Source organism: Nocardia sp. XZ_19_385, assembly GCF_015355755.1.
GTDB lineage: Bacteria > Actinomycetota > Actinomycetes > Mycobacteriales > Mycobacteriaceae > Nocardia.
In genome coordinates this window covers 2,028,545-2,045,194 of record NZ_JACVEE010000002.1, presented here as the reverse complement: position 1 = coordinate 2,045,194, position 16,650 = coordinate 2,028,545, and the positions used below count along the sequence as shown (strand labels likewise).

General features: G+C 66.6%; 18 protein-coding genes. 1 reads left to right on the top strand and 17 read right to left on the bottom strand.

Annotation, left to right across the window (positions count from 1 at the left end):
- Positions 1–29: 29 nt before the first annotated feature.
- Positions 30–1,475 carry a type VII secretion protein EccB gene (gene eccB / locus IBX22_RS21920; protein WP_194817372.1) on the bottom strand — a complete coding sequence of 482 codons (1,446 nt, stop codon included), beginning with the start codon at positions 1,473–1,475 and terminating at the stop codon, positions 30–32.
- Positions 1,476–1,571: 96 nt separating this feature from the next.
- Between eccB and eccE the strand changes: the two genes are divergently transcribed.
- On the top strand, positions 1,572–3,344 hold the full coding sequence (eccE, locus tag IBX22_RS21915; protein WP_194817371.1) for a type VII secretion protein EccE: 1,773 nt from the start codon (positions 1,572–1,574) through the stop codon (positions 3,342–3,344).
- A 30-nt stretch (positions 3,345–3,374) separates the two neighbouring features.
- Here eccE and IBX22_RS21910 read toward each other — a convergent pair whose 3' ends face one another.
- The 16 genes from IBX22_RS21910 to IBX22_RS21835 all read right to left on the bottom strand — a co-directional run bounded on the left by IBX22_RS21910 (position 3,375) and on the right by IBX22_RS21835 (position 16,516).
- Complete coding sequence (locus IBX22_RS21910; RefSeq protein WP_194817370.1) at positions 3,375–3,812, bottom strand: hypothetical protein; 438 nt, start codon at positions 3,810–3,812, stop codon at positions 3,375–3,377.
- Positions 3,812–4,474 carry a hypothetical protein gene (locus IBX22_RS21905; protein WP_194817369.1) on the bottom strand — a complete coding sequence of 221 codons (663 nt, stop codon included), beginning with the start codon at positions 4,472–4,474 and terminating at the stop codon, positions 3,812–3,814. Before IBX22_RS21905 ends, IBX22_RS21910 begins: the two co-directional genes overlap by 1 nt.
- Positions 4,458–5,585, bottom strand: coding sequence for a hypothetical protein (locus IBX22_RS21900; protein ID WP_194817368.1), 1,128 nt, complete (start codon positions 5,583–5,585; stop codon positions 4,458–4,460). Before IBX22_RS21900 ends, IBX22_RS21905 begins: the two co-directional genes overlap by 17 nt.
- 146 nt (positions 5,586–5,731) lie before the next feature.
- Positions 5,732–6,013: a hypothetical protein gene (locus tag IBX22_RS21895; protein ID WP_194817367.1), complete on the bottom strand. Its 282-nt coding sequence runs from the start codon at positions 6,011–6,013 to the stop codon at positions 5,732–5,734.
- A 28-nt stretch (positions 6,014–6,041) separates the two neighbouring features.
- Complete coding sequence (locus tag IBX22_RS21890) at positions 6,042–6,341, bottom strand: WXG100 family type VII secretion target (protein ID WP_194817366.1); 300 nt, start codon at positions 6,339–6,341, stop codon at positions 6,042–6,044.
- A 91-nt stretch (positions 6,342–6,432) separates the two neighbouring features.
- Entirely contained in the window at positions 6,433–7,221 is a 789-nt protein-coding gene (locus IBX22_RS21885) for an ESX secretion-associated protein EspG (RefSeq protein ID WP_194817365.1), read from the bottom strand.
- Complete coding sequence (locus tag IBX22_RS21880) at positions 7,218–8,201, bottom strand: PPE domain-containing protein (protein ID WP_194817364.1); 984 nt, start codon at positions 8,199–8,201, stop codon at positions 7,218–7,220. The genes IBX22_RS21885 and IBX22_RS21880 overlap by 4 nt, the downstream gene beginning before the upstream one ends.
- Positions 8,202–8,216: 15 nt before the next feature.
- A complete protein-coding gene (locus IBX22_RS21875; protein WP_194817363.1) occupies positions 8,217–8,513 on the bottom strand; it encodes a PE family protein in 297 nt (98 codons plus the stop codon).
- Between the two features lie 12 nt (positions 8,514–8,525).
- Entirely contained in the window at positions 8,526–9,875 is a 1,350-nt protein-coding gene (locus IBX22_RS21870) for a hypothetical protein (RefSeq protein WP_194817362.1), read from the bottom strand.
- Positions 9,875–10,198 carry a type VII secretion target gene (locus IBX22_RS21865; RefSeq protein ID WP_194817361.1) on the bottom strand — a complete coding sequence of 108 codons (324 nt, stop codon included), beginning with the start codon at positions 10,196–10,198 and terminating at the stop codon, positions 9,875–9,877. Before IBX22_RS21865 ends, IBX22_RS21870 begins: the two co-directional genes overlap by 1 nt.
- A gap of 140 nt (positions 10,199–10,338) precedes the next feature.
- Complete coding sequence (locus IBX22_RS21860) at positions 10,339–10,650, bottom strand: YbaB/EbfC family nucleoid-associated protein (RefSeq protein ID WP_228538914.1); 312 nt, start codon at positions 10,648–10,650, stop codon at positions 10,339–10,341.
- Between the two features lies 1 nt (position 10,651).
- A complete protein-coding gene (locus tag IBX22_RS21855) occupies positions 10,652–10,966 on the bottom strand; it encodes a hypothetical protein (RefSeq protein WP_194817360.1) in 315 nt (104 codons plus the stop codon).
- A 50-nt stretch (positions 10,967–11,016) separates the two neighbouring features.
- Positions 11,017–11,814, bottom strand: coding sequence for an ESX secretion-associated protein EspG (locus tag IBX22_RS21850; protein ID WP_194817359.1), 798 nt, complete (start codon positions 11,812–11,814; stop codon positions 11,017–11,019).
- Positions 11,811–13,466 (bottom strand): hypothetical protein, encoded by a 1,656-nt coding sequence (locus tag IBX22_RS21845; RefSeq protein WP_194817358.1) that lies wholly within the window; start codon positions 13,464–13,466, stop codon positions 11,811–11,813. The genes IBX22_RS21850 and IBX22_RS21845 overlap by 4 nt, the downstream gene beginning before the upstream one ends.
- A 108-nt stretch (positions 13,467–13,574) precedes the next feature.
- A complete protein-coding gene (locus IBX22_RS21840) occupies positions 13,575–14,375 on the bottom strand; it encodes an ESX secretion-associated protein EspG (RefSeq protein ID WP_194817357.1) in 801 nt (266 codons plus the stop codon).
- Positions 14,372–16,516 carry a hypothetical protein gene (locus IBX22_RS21835; RefSeq protein WP_194817356.1) on the bottom strand — a complete coding sequence of 715 codons (2,145 nt, stop codon included), beginning with the start codon at positions 16,514–16,516 and terminating at the stop codon, positions 14,372–14,374. The genes IBX22_RS21840 and IBX22_RS21835 overlap by 4 nt, the downstream gene beginning before the upstream one ends.
- Positions 16,517–16,650 lie beyond the last annotated feature (134 nt).

The following is a 16,650-nucleotide window of genomic DNA, read 5'->3' as shown; positions in this document are numbered from 1 at the left end:
TCGGGGGCCGTATTGCGTTGCGGGGAGCGTCAGTTGCTGGTCGGCAGGGTGTCGTAGGCGACGAGGGCTTCATCGCGCGACAGCGTCGGCCCCGGCACCAGCTGGCCGATGATGGGCCACGGTGCGGGACGGGGCTTCTCGGCCAGGCCGAGGATGGCCGCGGTCTCCGCGTCCGGAATGCCGTAGCGAATGCCGTTGTCGGAGATGTAGAACAGGCTGCCCTTGCGCACGCTGTCCGGCGCCATGCCGGTGACCTGCAGGTACTCCCCCGAGTTCGGCGGGATGTAGGCGTTGTCGATGCGGTCGCCGGTGCCGTCGCCGCTGGCCAGGTCGACCACCTTGGCCGAACTCCGCAGCGGTAGTGCGCGTCCGGCGTACACCGTGATCGAGGCGACCGGGTCCGACGACTTCTTGGCCCACTGCATGCAGCTGACCGGATTGTCCTCGGGGGTGAGGATGCGCGGGATGGGGCCGGGGAACTTGTCCACCGGCAGCGGGCTCACCACCGGCACGCCGACCACGCGGTCCGGCGGCACCGAGATGATCTCGTTCATCTCCTGCGAGTTGGCATTGCGGATCACCTCGGCGGAGAACGGTGAAAGCCGTTGCACGCCATCGGTGAGCACCACGTACAGCTCCTCGGAGCCGACCCGCTGCACCCGGATCACGCCGCCGATCGGCACGCCCGAGAGGCGGCCGGGGCCGGGCTCGCCGAGCCGGTCGATCTTCGGCGGGGTGAGCGCGGGCACCTGGGTGGCGGAGTTGAGCAGGCCGGCGCTGACCGGGCGCGGGTTGTATTCGCGCAGGCCCAGCGAGCGGGACAGCACCGAATCATTCGGGTCCACCTCGGCGCGCTTGCCGTCGAACATCAGGAACGTCTTGCCGCCCCGGCTCACCAGCAACGCCTCGTCGGCGTGCAGCGGGCGGGCGGTTCCCGGCGCGCCGGAGTCGAGCGCGCCGGCGATGACGGTGGATTTCGAGCCGGGCGAGCGGGCGGCGCTGCCCGCCGCGGACAGCTCCACGGTGTCGCACAGGCTCCAGATCGAGTCGGGCGAGGCGGCGCCGGGCAGCGATGCCGGGACGCCGGGAATGCCCACCAGCGGCCCGCGCGGCATGGTCAGCTTGGATTCCTTGACGGAGGCCGGTTTTTCGTTGCTGGCGGCGATGAGGCGGGCGGAGGCCAGGTTCAGCGCCGGGTGCAGGGTGCCGTCGATGATCACGTAGAGCGCGCCGGTTTCCTTGCCCATCACGATGTTCGCGTCGCCGATCGCACCGACCGGGCGCAGGAAGCCCAGGATGGCCGCGCCCGCGACCACCAGGATGCCGAGCACGGCTCCGACGACCAGCGAGCGGAACTGCGAGCGCATCGGATCGTGCAGCATGCGGACATCGCGGCGAATCAGCGCGTGCTCATACCGTTTCAGCAGAAACCGGTAGCCGTTGACTTGCGCCTTGGTAGTCAACTGTGCGGGCACAAACGCCTCCGTACTGACGCGGGTATTGCGGATGAATGATTCACTCGGTGCGGCTTACAGTAGCGAAGCTGATCGAGTTCGGTCCATTATGTCCGCATGGGTTCCACCACAGCCGACGGCGAAAATCGCGATACCGCGCCGCAGAGTTCACCCACCCCGTCGACTGACGCTCCTGCCACCCCCCTGCACTCCCCTTACTTCTGGCTTTTCCGAATCCTGCCGCTGCGCTGGGTAATTCCGGTGGCGCTGGTGGCGGTCGCGTCTTCGCTGGTCGCGGTGATCTTCGATGCCTCGGTGTGGGTGACAGCGGGGGTGTGCGCGGCCGTGCTCGTGCTGGGCCTGACGCCATTGCCGCGCCGCAAGTCCCTGGCGGGCTGGCTGGACGAGGAACTCACGTTCCGTTGGCGAGCGTTCCGCAATCGTTCGGCAACTGTTAATCAGGCGCCGTTCGATGTTCCGCTGCCCGAGGGCGGCACCTATGGAATGCGCTGGGACGGCTCACGTTTGCTCATCATGCTGCGGATCGAGGCGCATCCGCGCACGGTGACGCTGCTGAGCCCGCAGTCGCTGATCTCCGACGACATGATGCCGCTGCCCGAGATCGCGCACTGCCTCAACCAATTCGACATCGAGCTGGCCTCGATCGATGTGATCAGCTCCGGAGCGCGCACCGCCGGTCCAGGGCGGGTCTCGCATCTCTACGAGCAGATCCTCGGCCCGCTGCCCGCGGTCGCGCACCGCACGGTGTGGGTGGTGCTGCGGCTGGATCCGCTGGCCAATGCCGCAGCGGTGGCGCGACGCGGCGGCGGGGCCGCGGGCACCCTGCGCACGGCCATCGTGGCGACCCGGCGGGTAGCGAATCGACTTGCTGCCCAGGGCATCTCGACGACAGTGCTCGCCGCTGCCGAGATCACCGCAGCGGTGAACCAGCTCACCCGGCACACACCGCTGGAGGAGTTCACCGAGACCACGCAGAGCGTGGAACGGGACGGTGTCCACTACACCACCTATCGAATGGCCCCGGAAGCCTTGGGGCCGCGCGGGTTCGCCGCGGTGTGGTCCACGCCGACCTTGGCGACGACCGTGACCATGCGGCTGCAGCGGGGCGCACAGGCGCCCCGCGAGTCCGCGGTGCAGCCCGGCGCCGCGGGGATCGAGGTGACCGCCGTGGTCCGTTTCGATACCCGGGACAAGCCGGCCGACGTCCAGGCCGAGGGCCTGGTTCCATTGCCCGGCAAGCAGTTCCGCGCGCTGCTCTACACCTTGCCGATCGCCGCACGGGGCCGGCGCTTCACGCCGGAAACCTATCTGGGCAAGCCGGACTCGCTCGCGGCACTGCCGATGCCGATCGCCGGCTGCGGGCAGCTGATCGGGGCCGACACCTCGGGTCAGGGTGTGGCGCTGCCGCTGGTCGGGCATCAGGTGCGGCGGGTGGAGGTGATCGGCTCGCTGCTGGTCGCCCAGCAGATGATCCTGCGAGCCATCGCGCTCGGCGCGTCGGTCGTGGTGCACACCAACCGGCACGACGCCTGGCGGCAGATGGTCACCGATGTCGGTGTGCCGCAGTCGCTTACGGTGGCGGCATGGTCCGCGGCCGGACAGCAGGCCAGCGCGCACCGGTTCGCGAATGTCGTTGTCTACGACGGCATTCAGCCCTCCGGGCACCACTCCGATGCCACCATCGTGCTGCTGCGCAGTGCGCCCGCGGTGATCGATGACCATTTCGAGCCAGATGTCACTCTGGCCGAGGACACCGAGACCGCGAATCTGGTCACCGTGCAGACGGCGGGCGTGACCACGCGGGTGCACATGGTGGCCACACCGGACGAAATGCAGTACCTGCACACGGCTTTGGCCGCAGCGCGCTGAGGTTCGCCCGAGCGGATCGTGCGGCTACTGTCAGCACAATCCGCGGGCGAACACCATGCTCTTGTCGCCGCCGAGTTCGTGCACAACGACTTGACGGCCGTTCTTGCCGTCCCATTCGGTGTAATGCTCGTTGCCGGCATCGGCCTGCAGCGCGTCCGCCATACCGCTGCCCTGCCAGTACTGGCTCTTCCAGTTGCTCGGCACTCCGGCTTGGAATTGGCCGAGCCGGGACTTCGCTTTGAAGGAGTCCAGGTCGGCGCGCGGTAGTTCGACGACCACCTCGACGAGCTGATCGTTGAGGCCGGCCGTCGCGCCCTTGGCTGTGACGACTTTCGCGCTTTCCGGGAAATGGATGCCGCCGCATCCTCCGATCCGCTCGACATCGGAGGGGTCGTCGCCACAAGCCGTCAGCGCCAGCAAGCCGATCAGCACCGGCGCCCAAGCGGCCCGGCTCCGAATTCGCCTCATCAGAGTTCCCCCGACCATGTGTAGTCACCCAGCGATTCGGTGTTGCCACGCGCTTTGAAACTGCGCGCCCACCCCGCTTCCTCCAGCTGCCGCATATCGTGGTTGAGGCCCTTCTTGACCGCCAACTCGGGATCCGAAGACCACCAGTCGACAGTCTTGTCGAAATCGTACAAGTCATAAACGTAGACGCGATACCGGATGTCGGCTGTCAGCTTGTCACCCGATTTCTGCACGGTGGTGTCGCTGCCGACCGCCACCGAGAAGGTGCCCAGCGCCAGTACGACATCGGAGTCGTCTTCCACCACCACCGGTTCCCAGGCCGCGGTGATTTCCTGCACGGCGCCGCCACGGTCTCCGTTCCGCTTGGCCTCACCCTTGATCCACGTCAACTGGCTCTCGACGGCGGCTTTGATGGCGCCCGTCTTGACGATCTGCGCGACATTGACCGGGCGAATGATGTATTCGTAGTCGGGGCCATGACAGGCCAGGTACTGGTCCAGGATGTCCCCGGCGAAGTCGTAGCCCTTGTGATCGAAGTAGAGCTGCACGGACGGGGCCGTCGTCGTGCTGATCAGCCCGGCTTCGGATCGGTTGGCAATGCTGCGATTGGAGCCGAACTGCGGGTGGCTGGACGGGATCGCGGGATCAGCCGGCGGATGCAATGCTGCTCTCCCACCAGATGTTGTTTCCATACCCGTACCGGAGCGCGCCCACATCGACGACGACTTTGTCGGGAACCTCGAATTCGCTTGCGTTGTACGCGGGTACGCTTTGCCCCGGCGTGTAGTCCAACGCTTTCGAGATGCGTTCGAGCATCGTGGTCAGCGCCCCTTTCCTGGACTCGGCTGCTTTCTTCAGTGCGTCGACCGCGGCGGTGATCCCCGATCGGATCGATTCCCGCATCGGGTCGTTGATCAGTTGCGCCCATTCCCCAAGCGGGAGGGTGAAATTGAGGAAGGTCATCGGCTGTGCGAGCCCGCTGACGAGTCCCATGGTCTGGTTGAAGACCAGCCGGTCGAGCACCGTGCCGCCGTTCTCGACGATCTTCGAGATGGTCTCCAGGTCGGTGCTGCGCCCGGCGATCGATTGACCGAGGCTGGTCGCGCTGGTGCCGAAGGCTGTTGCCGCCTCGCCGGACCAGAGGCTTTGCAACCAGCGCGTGCCGCCGGTGAGGTTCTCCGAGGCGACGAAGTCGTTGATGCCGAGCAGCCCGATACGTTTCCCGATGGCCTGTAGCGCTTCCCAATCCGCTTCCAGCGGGGCCAGGTAGTCGGCTGCGGGTTTGATGCCGATCGCCTGGCTCAGTGCCTCGTCGTATTTGCTGATCGAGGTGATGCCCGCGGTCACGACCTGGCGCGTCGCGTATTGCTCCTCCTGCACGTCCGGCAGGGTGGGTAGCTGCAAACCACTGAACCGCTTGACACCTTCGGCGTTGCCGGTTCCGGAGCCGCCTGTGTCACCGAGCCCGGTCGCCGCGGCCTGGCTCAGCTGCTTCGCCGAGTTATCGTCTGTTGCTTGGTATTTCGTGCTCGCCGTGGCGAGATTGTCGCCGAGCGTGCCGAGGGCGGACAGATCCTTCTGATGTGCCGAAGTGATCGCCGTCGTGAGCTTCTCGATCGAGGGCGCCAGCGTGGCCAGGAGTCCCGCCGTCCCGGCAGGTAGCGCGACCCCCGGCAGCAGCCGCGAAGTATTTGTCGTGAAGTTCGTGCCGAGATCTTGCAGATCCAGCTTGAATCCCGCGAGACCCGATACGTCGACCGTGAAATCGACCATAGCTCACCCACCCCCAATAGCTCTGTCCGCAGAGTAGCGGGTACGCCGGGTAATACCCAACACCACAAGGGAATTGGCCTGGTGCGGGAACGCGCCAGCCCCGGCAATCGAGAGGATTGCCGGAGCTGGTGTTGTCCGAGCGCGGATCAGAAGGAGTTGTAGACCTTCTTGTCGGCGTCGAAGGCGTGGTTGAACGCGCCGTCGACGGCGTCACGCAGCCGCTGGATCTTGGTGTGGGTGTCGCTGAGCTCCTCCAGCAGGGTGTTGGCCTTGTCCTGGAAGGACACCAGCGCCTCGTTCTCTTCCCACGCGACGTTGATCAGCTTGTCCTTGGCCGCGACGAACGCGTCCTTGTAGCCGTCGAGATCCTTGTAGTACTGATCCATTTCATTGATCAGCTGGTCGTGGACCGCCTTGGTGTACTTCATGGCGGGTACTCCTTTCGAATAGCGTGCGTCAGATCAGGTTGGTCAGGGCGTCGACGTTGGTCGGGTCGACGTTCTCGAGGGTCTTGTTGCCCTCGGAGATGGTCTGGTTCAACTCGTCGATCTTGGTGTTGATGTCGGTGGCTTCCTGCTGCCAAGCCTCCGAGGCCTTCTGGCCCGCGACCGCGGCGTCACCCTCCCAGCCCGCACGGGCCGAGTCGAAGGTTTCCTGCACTGCCGTGATGGTCTTCTTGATGCCGTTGACGGCGTCGAGGTACTCGTTGACGACCTCGGCTGCCTGTGCCGCTGTATAGCTGGTCTGTCCGGACATTGTTCACCTCATCTGGTAAGTGGGGTATTCGGTATTTCCGCTGCGCTGGGGCCGCGGTGGTTCGGTCGGTTCGTGAGTTCCGATGCGTTAACTAGGGCATCCACCTTCCTCCGGGCAGGGTTTCGATCAGGGCCGAAATCGCCTGTGCGATACGGTGATCGGTACCCGGGGTGAAGGTCGACCAGACCCTCAGGTCCGGCGCAGCGCCGGGGCTGGCGGCGATACGACCCCGCGAGGTGTCGTAGATCGCTACCGCTCCGGACGTTCTGGTGGTCACGCCGTCGTCGTAGGCATAGGCGACGATTTCGGCGTGTCCGTGGCAGCTGGACATGGCGAGACCGAACTCGATGGCATCGCGTTCGGCCACGCCCCGGCCATAGAAGATATCGGCGTAGTCGCTGGATCTTGTTGCTCTGTCCAGTCTTTCACGCAGTTCGTCGACGGGTGAGCTGATGCTCGGGATGGCCGCGGACTCGGCCCGGCCCAGTGCGTCGAGCACCGGTCGGGCCAGCGAGGCCCCGCCGCCGTCGCACCAGAGCGTGCCCACCTCGAAGGTGTCGCCCGACCGGGTGGCGACCGCGTGCCGAGATCCCTTGCGCGCCACGCAGACCTGACGCACACCGGACTCGCTGTAGATCCGGGCCGCGAGCTCGCGCTCCGGATTGGCCAGGATGAACAGCGCGTCGGCCAGGTCGGCCGTGACGTCGTCATAGCTGCTGACCAACCCCGCTCCGCGCAGCTCCGCCATCGCCTCGAGCCGTGCGGCCTGCCAGGCTTCGACCGAATCCTGTTGCGGTCCAATGCCCAAGACGAGTGGCAGGGTCTGCACGCCCAGCAGGTCGGACACCGCGAGGAGCCCGTCGTTGGTCATCGTGGTCATGCCGCCCCCGGTGCCGTAGCTCTCGGTGCGGGTTCGGCCGGGCCGCCGAGAACCGGTGGGGCAGCTGTGAATCCGGATTCCACCTCGAACGGCTTGTCCGGCTGGACCGAAGCCGCACCGGCCCGCAGTGTGCTGCGGTCGTCGTCCTGCATGGCCGAGGCGGGCGCCATCGCGCCCGGGGTGGTGCCCATGCGATTCGACGCGGACGAGTCACCGGCGACCGGAGTCGGTTCCACCGGAACCGGTTTCGGATCGGTGGCCGCCGACGCCACCGCCTGCGTGGTGAACGCGGACTTCGCCCGCGGCATCGGCGTGGCCCGCCCGAACGCCGCGGCGAACGAGGTGGGCAGCGCCATCGCCGGCATTTGCGCGGCCGGTTTCACCTCTGCCGCGGTACGTTCCGCTTCGAGGGCAGCCGCATTGGCGATCACCGGCGGCGTGGACTGCAGCCACGGCGTCTCCAGCGGCTTGGTCGCCTCCTCATAAACGCGCATGACCCGGGCCGCATTGGCCTTGGCCAGATCCTGTTCGGCGTCGATGTCGGCGGCCGCGCCCACCAGGGGCGCGCCCAGACCCATGCCGATCGCCTCCACCGTCTTTTTCGCCTGCTCCAGCGCGGCGACCTCGGTGACGTGCGGCATCGCCAGCTGCGCCACCTGATAGGCCAGCGCCTGGGTGCCGGTCTTGGTGGCGTTCTGGGCCGCGGACCCGGCCGCTTCCAGCAGCCACTCGCGCAGCTTGGTGATGCGGTCCAGGATTTCCGGGCTCGTCTCCGAACGCCAGGACTCCCCGATGGCCTTGATGATCTGGTCGTACTCGACCACGGCGCCACCGAAACTCGCGCCGAGACGCGTCCATGCCTGGGCCGCCTCGGCCATCGGCACCGCGCCGCGACCGGTGCTCAGATCCTGCGCCAGTTTCTCCGTGGGCCTGGCTTCCCAGACCACGCCGGTGAAACCGGGGATCGGCGGTTCGACCATACGTCCGCCTTCGCGCTAGACCGACGCCCCGAGACCAGCGGCGTTCTCGGTGTCCATCACCACTAGCGACTGCGACTGCGAACGCAGTGCCGCCGCCAGCTTGCGTAGCTCGAGAATGCCCGCGGTCGCGGCTTCGTCATAGGAGGTGGCCACGCCGCGCAAGGTCTCGGCAGCACGCTGCGAAACCTCGTCCAGGCCTGCGGCTTCCACGGCCAGAGCGGGAGTGTTGGCCTTCAGGTCGGCTTCCAGCCGGTCTGCGAGAGCGTCCAATGCGGTGGCGGACTTGACTGCCCCGGCGCGATCGAATTCCATGACGTCCTCCTATCAGAGGGTGAGTGCCTGGTCCGGCGGTTCGTTGAGTCCATCGGCGGCGGCCGCCCCGACCACGGGCAGCGAGACGCCTTCGATATCGCCCACGACCTCGTTGCCGTGCGACGCGGATACCAGTTCGTCGCGCATGCCGGCCGAGGCCTCTTCGGCGCCGCGGCCCATGCCGGCCGCCATCGGCGACATCGGCATCATGCCGGGCGAACTCGCGCCCGTGGTGGTGGCGCTGCGTGCGGCCGAGCTGGCGCCGGGCTGCATCGCCGAGGCCGGATTGCCCGCGCCGTTCGTACCTGCCGCGCCCAAATTGCCCGCGGTCCGTCCGTCGACCCACGGGGTGAGCTGTCGCGCCGCCGCGGCCGCGCCCAAGCCACCGCCCAGACCGCCACCGCCGCCGCCCGCTCCGGACTTCGCCACGCTGCTCTTCTCCAGCTCCGGCTTGTTCAGCTTGTCCTTCTCTTTGGACAGGTCCGTGGCGGAGGCCGGGCTCAGCGTCTTGTGCAGGGAGACGGCCGATTGCATGCCCTGGGTGACCGCGGAGGTCAGGGTGGGGATCATCTGCATCAGCTGCGAGAGCATCTGCATCTGGTCCATGCCCTTGGGCGCGTCGGTGACCGGCACCTTCTGGCCCGTCGCCGTCATTTCCGCGCTGTGCGCGGCCACTTCGGTACGGGTCTTGGCGACCACCGCGGTGGCCTCGGCCATCGTCTCGATGGTGGCGGCGACCAGGAAGGCCTGTCCGCCCGGCAGCGACAGGAACGGCGCGGCAGCCGCGACCTGCGCCATGTATTTGGCGATGACACCGGCCATCAGGGCGCCACCGGTGAAGACCGAGCCCGCGGCGGCGGCGACGCCGGCCGATTCCTGCGCGGCCTGGGTGGCGATCTTGCCGCCGTCTTTCTGTGCCTCTTTGCCCTTGTCCGCGGCCTCGGCGGCGGCCTGGCTCTGCCACAGCTGCATCGCCATGGTGAGCGCGGTGCTGCCCAGCTGCACCGCGGTCGAGACCACGCTGGAGACCTGGGACAGCACCTCGGTCGGGTCGACGACGGGCGCGGTGGACGGTTGTGCCGCCGCCGGTTCACCGTCGGCCGCGGGCGCGGCAGCAGCTGCGGGAGCGGGGAATTGGCCGGTGCCGAAGGTGGCGGCCAGATCGGTCAGCGGCTTGGCCAGCAAGGACAGGTCGATCACCGGCAGCGGCGGCAACCCGGGCATCGGTGGCAGCAGCGGGATTTCGGGCAGCTGCGGCAGGCCCATGTCCTTGAGGACGTCGTTCACCGGCCGGTCCAGCATCGGGCCCAGCGCGCTTTCGCGCAGCATGCCCATTACCGACTGATCGACCAGGTCCGTCATCAGGATCTACCGACCACATCGATGTCGGCGCCCGAAAGCGCGTCTGTCGCTTGGTACTCGGTGGCCGCCTGCTGACAGGTGACCGCGGTCATGCCGTGCACGTAGGCGAGCTCGGCGACCGAGGTGAGGTGATTGGCCTGCGCGACCGCGAAGGAGGCGAGGAAATCCTGGCCGATCAAACCGAATACCGGAATGGCGGCGGCCATGGTGGCGGCCTGATTCACCGAGCCGGCCGTGGCGACGCTGGCGGCCATGCCGGCGCAGGTATCCGCATAGGCCCGAATCGCCTCAGGCTCGGCGGCTACATGAGGCCAGGGATTCATGTCTGTACCGTGAGGCATCGGAAACACCCTCTGCGAGAAAACGATTGGGAACTGAATCGAATCTACCGGATCATGTGATGTGTCGCGCAGTGAATATTCGGGTCGAATCTCTTAAGGGAGAGTAAATCTTTGGTGTCGCACTAGGCCTGAGCTGCGGATTCCTCGTTGAACTCGGTAATCAGCTCGCCCATTCGCCCCATCGCGGCGGCCGCCGCCCGCTGCGCGGCCGAAACCACGGCCTGCTCGAATTCACTGGGTGACATTCGCGATACCGCACTGGTAAATCGCAAGTCCACCAAGGCCCCATTGCCATCCACCTCGACGGTGACCGCACCGTCCGCCGCGCTCTCCTGGCCGCGGACCTTCGCCATATCGTCACCGAGATCGCGCAGCCGGTTCAGCGCCCGATGCGCCCGCGCCTCGATCTCGTCCATCACGGGATTCGTACTCATATCAGGCGTCCCTCAACCAGCTCTGCGGCTCTTCCTCGTACTCTTCTTCCTCGACCCACTCCTGCGCCGCGACGTCTTCCGGCTTCGGCAGCCCGGTCAGCGCGAGTGCCTGACTGCTCAGCCCCGCCTCCTGCAACTGCTCCCGGCGCGCCAGCCCGGCCCGGTTCGCCGCCTGCCGGCACAACCGCAGGATCTGATTCGCGAGCTCGGTCGGGTCCCGTCGCAATTCGCCCGGCTCGACCGAAATAGCCAGTGGCAGACCCTGTTCGGTGGTCTTCACCGAGATGGTGCCACTGATGTTCGCCGCTGTGGACATCACATCAACCCTTCATCACTCGTTGCTCAGTGTAGGTGCCGGGGCGCGCGTCATGCGCGCTCGTCCTTGATCACCCGGATCACCTCGGCGATCTCGGTATTGATCAGGGCCGTGAGGCGAGCCGGATCCGCCGCTACGGCTACCGACGGATCGTGCTCGGCCGTCGCGTAGCGGCCGTCGCCTTCCAGATCACGCCAGCGGATCCAGCGACGGACCATACCGCGTGGGCCGAAAAGCGAACTGCCCTGGGTGATTTCGATGCTCCCCGAACCGACTACGGCAGTCTGGTTAAAGCGTTCGGCGTATTCCCGGGTGCGGTCCTCGGTCAGTTCCTGCGTGCGACCGCGGCGCGGCGAGTAGTCCATATCGGCCTTGGGCACCGGCAGCACGATGCGCCCCAGCTGCCCTGGCCGGCGCTGCGGCAGCGCCTCGGCGACCACTCGCCCCAGAGCCAGTGCGTCACATGCCGTGAGCGTGAAACCACGCGCGTGCCAGAGTGTTTCGCCGGGCAGCTGGGTGGCGAGACAGCCTTTGTCACCGCGACGGGCGGCCAGCATCCGGACCACACCGCCCGGGTCCGCCGGATCCGCCGCCTCGGTGCCGGTGACCAGCACCCGAAGGTCGGGACGTGCCAGGGTATCCAGCAACCCGCGCACATCCTCGTCGAGCTCGGTCTGCTGCCGAGCTCGGACTTCGGCCTTGCGGCGCCGGAATTCGTCGAAGTCGGGGATCCGGCTGGTGACGATGAACGGGCTCGGTACCGAGCGGTTCTTCATCGGCTCCCACGCGACCACGAACTCCAGGTCGGTGAAATGCCAAGTCCTGGCGGCCACTTGCGGGTGGCTCACTCGTCGACCGTGGGCCGGGACACCACCTGCGGGGCTCCCATCGCCGCATTCAGGGCCTCTTCCGAGATGAGGCAGGACGGCGTCTTGCGCGCCTTCTCCTCGCCACCGGCATTGCGGCCCGCGGCGCCCGCCGCCCCGGGCGAACCTGGCATGGCCGAGGTCGAGGCGGCGGCCGCCCGAGCTGCGGTAGCGGCCAGCGGGGCCTGGCTCATGGCGCCCGCACGGGGGAATCCGGCGGTCGGCTTGTTCGCCTCCTTGGCCAGGCTCGCCGCGCCCTTCGCGGCGCCGAGACCGGATCCGGCTGCGCCGGAGCCGGTTCCGGTGGGCTGTGTGCTCGCGGCCATCATGGCCGGGCTGTTGGAGCTCGACGGCGACGATGCCGGGCTGGTGCTCGACGGTGACTGCAGCGCCGAGGCGGCCTGCTCGGCCAGTCCGGACAGGGAGCTCAGCGGATTTCCACTGCTGTTCGACGACGACGACGGCGTGGCAGCGGCGGACGGATCGGCGACCGGCGTCGTCGGCAGCCCCGGCCGTGGCGCCTGGAGGCCACCCAGCGGAGATCCCCGGTTCGCCCCCGGACCGGCCGGCGACGTCGGATCGCCGGGCGGCCGCGGCGGATCGTCCTGCTTGAACTCCGGCGTGGTGAGCGCGGGAATCGCGGCGGCCGAAGCCTGCACGGACGGCACATAAATCGCGTCGATCACCGCGCGTGCGTCCTCGACGATCTCCGCCAGCTGGGTGTAGCTCTTGCCCGAGATCTCGTCGTAGCAGCCCGCGTCGGTCAGGCGGTGCGCGAGGATGTAGCGCCAGCCCGCCACGTTGACCAGGCCGTCGCTCATCGACACCGTCTCGTTCGCCAGCGCGACCGTGGAGCCGATGTAGGCGCCGGTGGCCGCGTCGGCGGCTTGGCGGCCGTCGCCCTCCCATTTGCCGTCGAGGCCGTTCATCAGCGTGAACAAGGCCTGCGACTCCCGGGCCAGGGTGTTGCCGGTCCAGCTCCAGAGTTTGGCGGCGTCCTCGATCGGAGTGTTCTGGTAGCCGTCCGCGCGCATCTTGAACAGTTCTTCGGCACCGAAGTACATGCCGTAGTAGTCCTGGGTGAGGCTGGCCGGCTCGAACTTCACGCCACCCTGGGTGTAGCGCGAGGTCGGCGGGAGCAGCTTCAACAGGTCGTCGGGCTTGCTCGTATTCTTCACCCGCTCCCAGAACGCGAATTCGTCGTAGATATCGGGGGCGAACAGCTCGTAGCTGGTCATGTCGTACTCGAGTTGCTGAGAACCGTAGGAGGCCAAGCTGTCCCGGTTCGCGTTGAGCACATTGAGCTCGTACGCCGAATCCGTGTCGGCCCCGGTCAGCACCTTGCCGGCGTTGATGAACGTGGCCCGCATATCCTCGAGCACGGCGACGTGCGCGCCGAGCAGCTCCTTGATCCGGTCGCCGCGACCGTTCATCGCGTTCGCCAGGTCGGCGCCCGACAGCTTCGGCACGAACGGCTCCAGCTTGGGCAGATTCTCCTCCACCGTAGACTTCACCGCGAGCACCCGGGCGAGCAGCTCACCGGTCGCTGTCGCCAGATTCGTCGCCAGACCCGTTTCGAGCGTCAGGTTTTCGCTCTTGGCGAGTGCGTCCCAGGATGGTGGTGTGTCGACCATCGGTAGAGCTCCTTCCCGCGCACCTCGGTGCGCCCCCCGGCTACCACCGCACAGAATCGCATCGATAGGTGTGCGGCGCTAGCGAATTAGCGGCACCGAAGGTTCTCTTCACACACCGTTTCGGTGCGAGACTCGCTCATCCCTGATGGTCTGGACGATTTTCGCGATCTCCCTATTTATCGCGACGACGAACGTCTTCTCGTCGGCGGGCTGAGCGACCGGTGGCAGATCCGAGCCGATGATGTATCGGCCGTCGTCGGGCAGATCCCGCCATTTGATCTCCCGCTGGATCCGGCCGCGCGGCCCGTAGACCGAACGGCCCTGGATGGCCAGCACCGATCCGCGGGACGCGGCGACCGTATTCAGGAACCGATCGCCGGAAACCGGGTTGCCGTCGTGGTATGGGTCGTCCCACAATCCGGAGCTGCTGGTGTCCACCATCTCCTCGCCCTTGGGCACCGGGAGCTTGATACTGCCCTGCTTGCCGGCCTTCACCTTCGGCAGTTCGGCCACCACCCGGTCCGCCAACGCCAGCGGATCGCATTCGGTCACCGTGTAGCCGGCAGCACGCTCAAAAGTCCTGCCGGTCACCTGCTTCAGCACATAGCCGCGGTCGTCGCGCCGGACAGCGAGCACCCGCACCCAGCCCTCCGCGCGCTCGTACTCCCGCTCGTCGAATCCACGCACTTGCAACGCGATATCCGGCTGCAGCACCGCCTCGGTGAGCTGATCCAGGAACCGATCCTCCTTGCCCCGCCATCGTTCGCGAACGAGGTACAGGGCGCGCTCGAACTCATCGCCCGACTGCATGTCGGTGACATAGGTGAACGGACGTGGGAGCAGCGTGCCCTCGATCCGTGACCACAGCGCCATGAACTCGGTATCGGTGAATTCCCAAGTGCGGCTCACTGTTCGACCACCGGGCGGACGACCTTCGGCGCCTCGCCCAGCAATTCGTCCAGATGTGCGTCGGAATCGAGGTAGGCGGGACGCTTGTGGGCCTGGTTGGCGCCCTCGGCGCCACGACCGGCCGCGCCGGGCGAACCGGGTGAACCGGGGGTGCCGCCGGCCATCGGCGAGGCCGCCCCGGCCCGGCCGAGTGCGCCCAGACCGGTCCCCGCCGCCGTCGCCGCACCCGCGCGCGGGAACAATTTGGCCGCTTCGGTCAAACCCAATCCCTTTGCCAGAGAACTGGGGCCGGGTCCGGGGCCACCGAGCTTGGCTGCCAGGTCGCCCGGTTTGATGGGGAGGCCGGAGTTCTGCAGACCCGACATCGCATTCTGGGCGGCCTGCTGGGCAGCGGACATGGCCTCGCTCGCGCCCTTCTGCCCGGCCGCAAGCGCTTCCTGCACAGCCTTTTGCGCCGCCTCCATACCTTGCTGGGCGGCTTGCTGCGCTGCCTGCATGCCCTCCTTCGCGGCAGCCGCGGTGGCCTGCTGCTTGGCCCGATCCGATGCTTCCTTCTGCGCGGCTTCCTGCTTCTTGGCCGCATCCTTGGCGCGCTGTTCGTTCGCGGCCGCTATCTCCTTGGCGCGATCGTCCTGTTCCTTCGCACGCTTCTCGGCGGCCTCGCGGGCATCCTTGTCGGCTTTGATGCCGTCCTTGATGCGCTTCTCGTTCAGGTCCGCGATCTTCTTGGCCTGCTTCTCCGCGTCTGCCTGCGCCTTCTTCTGTGCCGCTGTCAGGCCGGGGGGCGTGCCACCGGGTTTGCCGCCCGGTTTGCCGCCGGGAGTGCCGCCTGGAGGGCCGCCGCCGGGGTTCTCCTTTGCCTTCTGCTCCGCCAGCTCTTTCTGTTCGTTCTCGTCGACCTTGCCGTCGTTGTTCTTGTCCCCGGGGATCTTCTCGTCGTCGCCGATCTTGCCGTCTTTGTTCTTGTCCCGGGGGTCGTAGATCGGGGGAACGCCGTTGAACGCTTCGGTCGGGGAAGGCAGTTTCGGCATCTTCCCGGACACGAAGTTGACACCACGCACGTAGGTCTGGCCGAACACGTGCTGGTGGTCGCTCAAGTAGTAGCGTGGGTCCTCTTCCTCCTTCGAGTAAGGCCGGAGCCAAGATTTCGTATCGACCAGGACACCCGACATGTGCTCGAGCAGGATTTTTTGCTGCTCGGCCGCCCCCGCCAGCGGATCGATGGCTAGGCGGTATTTTTCGAGTGCGGCTTTCATCGCCGCCGCGCCTTCGCCCTCCCAGATCTTACCGTCCGCCGCAGCCGGATTCAGCACGTCATTGATCTTGTTGCCGAAGGTCGAGGTCCACTCTCGGAGCTTCTCGCCCATATGTTTCCATTCAGCGGCGTCGTCGGCGATCATGTCGGCAACGACACCGCTGTCCAAGTAAAGCTTATTCTTGTACAGCGTGTCCCAGTCATAATATTGCATTTCACTGACGCCGGCCGAGAACGTCCCCGACTTGATATCGGGCTCCTTTCGATTATCCTTGATATCGAAATTGCCCTTGTCAGATCGCCCCGCTTGGTTGCTTACATAGATAGGGTTTCCATCGTCATTCTTTTTTTGTGCGCGCCCCTGCCACTGTTTGCTTTTATCAGTGTGACTACCGTGGCGATCCTCGGAGGAGCGGCCGGGAGCCTTGCCATCCTGGTATGTCGAACCTTTGAGTTCGGACTTGATCTCGTTCAGCTTCTTGTTGAGCTCCTCGACGTTCCCCTCCTCGGCGCTGACCATGTTCTTGCCCGCCGCGATGACAGAGTCGAGCATGTCATCGAGGATCTTGTGGTGCGCACCGAGGATTTGATACATGTACTCGCCCTGTTTGCCGAACGCTTTGGCGAGCGAGGAGCCCGAGGAGATCTGATCCACAGCCAGGTTGGGCACCGAACTGACCGATGTGGCATTGCCCCGCAGGGAGAACAAATTCCATTGGAAATTCGAGATCGCCTGCCCCAGATCGGCTGCCGCCTCCGGCTTGAACTTGAGCCAGCCCTTGTCACCCGAACGTTTCGCGATGTCCGGCCAGGGGTTTCCGGGTAGCTCCAGCTCCGGGGGGCCCGGGGTCCCGCCGCCGTACTCGTCTGGGTCCCTAGGGGGCATGACTCGTTCTCCTGACTATCTCCGAAACTCCGGGACTGTCACGTTCGCCTGTCGGCGAACTCGCATCCATCTTGTCATGGATCAGACCGCGCAACATCTCGACCCAGCCCGTATGCGCAAGCCGCACAACGAAT

Excerpts from the sequence above, each read along its gene's own strand:
- IBX22_RS21875 (WP_194817363.1), bottom strand. The coding sequence starts at position 8,513 with ATGGAATTCGATCGCGCCGGGGCAGTCAAGTCCGCCACCGCATTGGAC.
- IBX22_RS21865 (WP_194817361.1), bottom strand. The coding sequence starts at position 10,198 with ATGAATCCCTGGCCTCATGTAGCCGCCGAGCCTGAGGCGATTCGGGCC.
- IBX22_RS21835 (WP_194817356.1), bottom strand. The coding sequence starts at position 16,516 with ATGCCCCCTAGGGACCCAGACGAGTACGGCGGCGGGACCCCGGGCCCC.
- IBX22_RS21855 (WP_194817360.1), bottom strand. The coding sequence starts at position 10,966 with ATGTCCACAGCGGCGAACATCAGTGGCACCATCTCGGTGAAGACCACC.
- IBX22_RS21910 (WP_194817370.1), bottom strand. The coding sequence starts at position 3,812 with ATGAGGCGAATTCGGAGCCGGGCCGCTTGGGCGCCGGTGCTGATCGGC.
- IBX22_RS21870 (WP_194817362.1), bottom strand. The coding sequence starts at position 9,875 with ATGACGGACCTGGTCGATCAGTCGGTAATGGGCATGCTGCGCGAAAGC.
- IBX22_RS21900 (WP_194817368.1), bottom strand. The coding sequence starts at position 5,585 with ATGGTCGATTTCACGGTCGACGTATCGGGTCTCGCGGGATTCAAGCTG.
- IBX22_RS21885 (WP_194817365.1), bottom strand. The coding sequence starts at position 7,221 with ATGACCACGATGACCAACGACGGGCTCCTCGCGGTGTCCGACCTGCTG.
- IBX22_RS21895 (WP_194817367.1), bottom strand. The coding sequence starts at position 6,013 with ATGAAGTACACCAAGGCGGTCCACGACCAGCTGATCAATGAAATGGAT.
- IBX22_RS21880 (WP_194817364.1), bottom strand. The coding sequence starts at position 8,201 with ATGGTCGAACCGCCGATCCCCGGTTTCACCGGCGTGGTCTGGGAAGCC.
- IBX22_RS21890 (WP_194817366.1), bottom strand. The coding sequence starts at position 6,341 with ATGTCCGGACAGACCAGCTATACAGCGGCACAGGCAGCCGAGGTCGTC.
- IBX22_RS21860 (WP_228538914.1), bottom strand. The coding sequence starts at position 10,650 with ATGAGTACGAATCCCGTGATGGACGAGATCGAGGCGCGGGCGCATCGG.
- IBX22_RS21845 (WP_194817358.1), bottom strand. The coding sequence starts at position 13,466 with ATGGTCGACACACCACCATCCTGGGACGCACTCGCCAAGAGCGAAAAC.
- eccE (WP_194817371.1), top strand. The coding sequence starts at position 1,572 with ATGGGTTCCACCACAGCCGACGGCGAAAATCGCGATACCGCGCCGCAG.